Below are 5,832 nucleotides of genomic sequence, written 5' to 3'. Positions count from 1 at the left end.
CCCTCGCCTTTAGGCAGGGGTGTTGACGCAAATTATAGCCTTGCAGAGTGACAAGCACACTGTGCTTCAAGAAACTACGGTGATTTTATCAGATAATCGTTCTTTGCAAGTGAAGGTAGGTTAACATAGAAATCCATACAAAATCAAGTGTTGTTCTTTAGTAGTAATCGTCAACAATTGCTTTCTGAGTTACAACCATTTGATATGCTAGTGTGCAGTTACGGTCTTTTGCAACGCCAAAGAAGTTTCTCAAATGCTGTTTAAAGGCAATGAACCTTTATTATTAAATGATCCGCAGACAGTTTGGGTGGTGCAATCAGGTTCCATGTCACTATTTGCCATTGCGGTTAACAATGGTAACCCAGAGGGAAAACGGCGTTACCTATTTAGTGTCAAATCCGCAGAGGCGATGTTTTCAACAGCACCAGAGCCTCAAAGCAAGCAGCTCCAGATTTTAGCAGTGTCACTTGAGGAAACAGAACTGCTCAGAATGTCTCGAAAAGATTTTGAGTCTATGCTCGCAAACAAACAAGGTTATGCGATCGATTTGGTAGAGCGTTGGATATATCAACTGGGTTCGGCTGTTGCGAGTGAACCTAATCATAACTTAAAGGTCCCAGAGCCGGGAATCCAGTTTTTTTCCTTTGCGAATGGCGATATATTCCGACCAGAAAAAGGTAGCGTATCTTGGGTACAAATCCAACGTGGTTATGCCAAATTGATGGGATTTTCCGAACTGGTTTTTGAGCCTGCGTCTGGTCTGTTACCTTTGAGTGCTGATATGTGGTTGCAGGCGGAGGACACATTAGAATTAGAAAGTCTTCGCACCGAAGATATCCCAGAAGCGGATGCTTTAATGGTAAGTCTGGCTCAACTGCAAATGGATTTCCTGCAGATGATTAACTTGCTCTTTAGGCAAGAAATTCAGCAAGAAATCCAGAGGTGTCGGGAAAGAGAACACCTGAAGCGTCAGGTTATGAACGAAACGTTGGGGGAACTGTCATCCGTGCTGCAACAGCGGGAAACAGCCACCTCTCCACAGATGATACATGGTAGTAATTCCTCATACCAAGCTCTGTTAGTTGCGGCTGGAGCAGTCGGACATGCTTTAGGGATTGCGATTTGCCCTCCAGCTCAGTCAGAAGACTTCAAACGCCTTAAAGACCCTTTGGAGGCTATTGCCCGTGCTTCACGAATTCGGATGCGTCGCTTGCATCTGGTAGGGAACTGGTGGAAAAGTGACTGTGGTCCGATGCTGGGATACACTTTAGAAGACGAAAGTCTGGTGGCTCTGTTACCAGTTAAGGGCAATGCTGCTTTTGGAAGCCGCGCAAGGGGCAACAGCTATGAGATTTTCGATCCGCTTAAGCAGACTCGCACTCCCGTAGATGAGCAAAGCGCTGCTATGCTCTCCACCACTGCCCATGTATTTTATCGACCTTTGCCCGATAAAGACCTCAATACCTGGGATATACTTCGATTTGCGCTGCGGGGTCATTTTAAAGATGTGGTTGTTATCCTATTAACTGGAATTGCTGTTTCTTTGTTAGGAATGGTAACCCCCCAGGCTACTGCTATTCTCATGGATAACGCCATTCTAGACACCGACCGGGGACTATTGTTACAAATTGCTTTGGGTCTTTGCGCAACAGCTTTTGGAAGCACTATCTTTCAACTAGCTCAGGGGCTTGCCCTGATGAGACTGGAAACTTTTGCCGACTCATCGGTTCAAGCGGCGGTGTGGGATAGACTGTTGAAGCTAAAGATGTCTTTTTTTAATCAGTATTCTATCGGGGACTTAGAATCTCGGGTTTCTGCCATCAGTGATATCCGCTCTAAATTAAGTGGCACAGTTCTCAAAAGTATTTTCTCTGGGGTGTTTGCCTTCTTAAACTTGGGATTGCTAATTTACTACAACGGTTCATTAGCCTTGATAGGCATTGTTGCAGCCGTTGTGAATATTACCCTCACTTTTATCTCTAGTATTCTCACCCTTCACAAACTTCATCCTTTATTAGAGCTACAAGGAAAAATATTTGGCGTGATGGTGGAGTTAATCAACGGGGTTGCTAAATTGCAAGTAGTTGGGGCTGAAGAACACGCTTTTGCGTACTGGGGCAAACAGTACAGCCAGCAACTAAAATTGACGCTGAGTATCCAAGTTATTGAAGACCTTCTCGCTGTTGGCAATCAAGTTTTGCCTATATTCACATCCTGCGCACTTTTTTGGTTTACTGCGAATTTACTCCAGGAAAGCCAGCAAACAGAGGAAGGACAGGCATTATCTATTGGCACGTTCCTCGCATTCAACTCTGCTTTTGGTACATTTATTAGTGGTGCAACCAGCTTGAGTACAACTGTTGTGGACGTTCTTGAAGTCATACCTTTGTGGAAGCGTGTTCAGCCAATTTTGCAAGCCGAGCCAGAAGTTAATAACACTAAGGCAGATCCTGACAGACTTTCAGGTAGAATCTTTGTAGACCATGTGGTTTTTCGTTACCGAGATGATGGTCCTTTAAACTTAGATGATGTGAGTATTCGAGCTGAACCTGGGGAATTTATTGCTCTAGTGGGGACTTCTGGAAGTGGTAAATCAACTTTGTTTCGCTTACTACTGGGATTTGAAACTCCCGCAAAAGGTAGTATTTATTATGATGGACAGGACTTGACAGGATTGGATATTCATGCTGTCCGCAGACAGTTAGGCGTTGTCTTACAAAATAGTCGATTAATGTCAGCTTCCATCTTTGAAAACATTGCCAGTAGCGCCAATGTATCAATTGATGAAGCATGGGAAGCAGCCGAGATGGCAGGTTTCGCAGATGATGTCCAAGCTATGCCAATGGGTATGCACACTATTGTCAGTGAAGGAGGTGGTAATATCTCTGGTGGACAACGGCAGAGACTATTAATCGCTAGAGCGTTGGTATTGAAACCAAGAATTTTGCTGTTTGATGAAGCGACCAGTGCCTTAGATAACAGAACCCAAGCTATTGTTAGTGAAAGCCTTAATCAGCTAAAGGTAACGCGCATAGTCATTGCTCACCGACTCAGTACAATCCGCAGTGCCGACTGTATCTATGTACTTCAGGATGGTAGGGTTGTACAACAGGGCAGTTTTGAGCGACTAGCTAATCAGCAGGGGCTATTTGCTCAACTTATGATGCGGCAGAAGTTATAAATAATAATATTATTTGCAAGTACTTGACATCCAGATGGGGAATTCCTCAGCTTGTGAGGCGTTACCGCAGGCAGATGAGCTACAAGTATGACATCCCCATTCGCATCTACTACCCAGCCTTGAGCTTCGACAATTTCACCCGCAGGTGTATTGACAAAATTATAATTTTGTGATTTTCTTCCCTCTCTCCCCCTCTCCCTCTCTCCTTCTCTCCCCCTCTCCCTCTCTCCCTCTCTTCCCGTTGGTACAGCAGTAAGTCGCCAATCTTCCCACACTGCATCGCTGTTGAGTGTGTTGTTGGGAGAGGCAGGTAAACCACCACGTCCGGTATAGGTGAAGCTAAAGTACTATCTACCTACTTTTCAGGTTTAAGCACACGCTTTCCAAGACGGCGTAAGTTAATCGCAATCAAAGTGCATCTCCCTCACTACGAATTAATTGCAAGTATGGTCCCTCAACCTGTTGCAGTTGTTCATGAGTTCCCCGTTGCACGACTTTTCCCTGTTCGAGGACAATAATTTCATCACAATCGCGGATGGTACTCAGTCGATGCGCCACGATAATGCAGGTACATCCCCGTTGGCGGAGTTTTTGGTCAATAATTTTTTCGGTTTCAGTATCTAGGGCGCTGGTGGCTTCATCCATAATTAAGATAGAGGGGTTGTTAACTAAAGCACGGGCAATTTCTAAACGTTGTCTTTGACCACCGCTTAAATTAGTAGCCCCTTCTGAAAGATTGCTATCATAGCCCCCAGGTAAAGAGAGTATAATATCGTGGATAGCTGCATCCTGACAAGCTTGTACCAAGTAGCTATCGGGTACGGTGGTATCCCACAAGGTCAAGTTATCCCTGACGCTACCTGCAAACAGTAAAATATCTTGCTCTACTAAAGCGATAGAATTCACCATTACCTGACGAGTAATTTGGTTTCTGGGTTTGCCATCAAACTTAATTTCTCCCATGCTCGGCTCGTACAATCCACATATTAGTTTGGCTATGGTAGACTTACCAGAACCACTTCCACCGATTAGGGCTATTCGCTGTCCTGGTTTGACTGATAAATTAAAGTTTTCAATCAAAGGAGTAGTAACTGGGTTGTAGCCAAATGTCACGTTCTCCAACTTGACATACCCTTGCAATTTGGGTAGAAACTTAGAGAAGCTCTGGGGTTGAAAGGAATTAGTAAAAACTTGCTCTCCTGTAGAGTGCTTCTCCTCTGTTAACTGCGGAACTATCGGGTTTTGCAAAACATCATCTAAGCGATTCAGATTACCCTCCACCTCTTGGAGATCGCTGCCAAGGGTTACGAGTTTATTGACAGGTTCCATAAAACTGTGCATTATTCCCTGAAATGCTACCAGCATCCCAATGCTTAGATTGCCGTCCATCACCCGCAATCCACCCACTAACAACACTAGCATGGAGGCGATCGCAGACAAGAATGAGGGTAAAATTCCCAGAACCTGGTTAATTATATCTGTTTCATGGTATGCGTTAATTGATTTGGCATAATAACCAGCCCACCGAGCAAAAAAATCAGATTCTAACCCAGATGCTTTCAAGGTTTCCATACTTTGCAGACCAGAAATAGCTACCCCGCTAACTTTTCCTTGCTCCATTTGTAATTTGATATTAGCGTCTACGCGCCACCGAGAGACATAAAGCAAAGTCAGGAGATTTATTGCGACAAAGACGATCGCAATTGAAGTCAACACCGCATCATATTGCAGCATAACAATTGCATAAAAAATCACCATGACGGAAGCGATCGCAGTTGTGGCTAATTTCCCCGACAGCAAATCGGCTAATTTGTCGTTAAGATGGATGCGATCGCTGATTTCTCCGGCAAATCTTTGAGCATAAAAACTCACAGGTAAGCGCAGAATGTGCCACAGAAATCGGCTAGACATGCTTACAGATAGTTTAATCTTCATCCGGCGCAAGAACTTTAACTGTAGAAATGTCAACAGTCCGTTGAGTACTGCTGTAAGTATCATTCCTAACAGTAGTGGGCGCAGCCAGTCCTGCTGATTTTGCACCAGTATATTATCTACAAAGATTTGAGAAAATACGGGGGATGCCAGTCCGGGAATAACCAGTAAAAACCCAGCAAAAATGCAGTAGGCAAGTACCTGACCAGACCCTTGCAGACGTTCTTGCAAAGCTAGAAGAATATTGGGTTTGCTACCACCTTTTTGGAACTGTTGACCTGGTTCCAAAACCAGCACAATTCCTGTGAAACTTTCGTCAAATTCTTGCAGAGATACAGACCTCGGTCCAGTTGCGGGATCATTGAGATAAACTTGCTTGTCGCTAAATCCCTCTACGACCAAAAAATGATTAAAGTTCCAAAAGACGATGTAAGGACATTGCAGGTGTTGCAGTCCATCCAAGCCTGCTTTAAAACCTTTGGCATTCAATCCATAGCCCCTGGCTGCCTTGAGGATATTTGTTGCTTCGCTTCCATCCCGCGACACTCCGCAATCAATACGCAATTGCGCCAGTGGTACAATTCGACCGTAGTAACCTAGCATAATTCCCAAAGCAGCAGCGCCGCATTCAGTCGCCTCCATCTGCAAAACAGTTGGGGTACGACGCCAATTGACTAGAAAGCCAGATAATGGAATAAATTAGTTTATAGTGGAACAAA

At 44.4% G+C, this 5,832-nt stretch carries 2 protein-coding genes; one reads left to right on the top strand and one right to left on the bottom strand.

Annotated elements, in window-relative coordinates:
- Positions 1 to 253 precede the first annotated feature (253 nt).
- On the top strand, positions 254 to 3,181 hold the full coding sequence (locus DP117_RS33300) for an NHLP bacteriocin export ABC transporter permease/ATPase subunit (protein WP_169222438.1): 2,928 nt from the start codon (positions 254 to 256) through the stop codon (positions 3,179 to 3,181).
- Between the two features lie 408 nt (positions 3,182 to 3,589).
- Here DP117_RS33300 and DP117_RS33295 read toward each other — a convergent pair whose 3' ends face one another.
- Complete coding sequence (locus DP117_RS33295; protein ID WP_169222439.1) at positions 3,590 to 5,809, bottom strand: NHLP family bacteriocin export ABC transporter peptidase/permease/ATPase subunit; 2,220 nt, start codon at positions 5,807 to 5,809, stop codon at positions 3,590 to 3,592.
- Positions 5,810 to 5,832 lie beyond the last annotated feature (23 nt).

It is taken from the genome of Brasilonema sp. UFV-L1, from assembly GCF_012912105.1.
In the GTDB taxonomy this organism is placed as follows: domain Bacteria; phylum Cyanobacteriota; class Cyanobacteriia; order Cyanobacteriales; family Nostocaceae; genus Brasilonema.
Note: the sequence above shows the minus strand (reverse complement) of the source record. Positions and strands in the feature narration are given on the sequence as shown.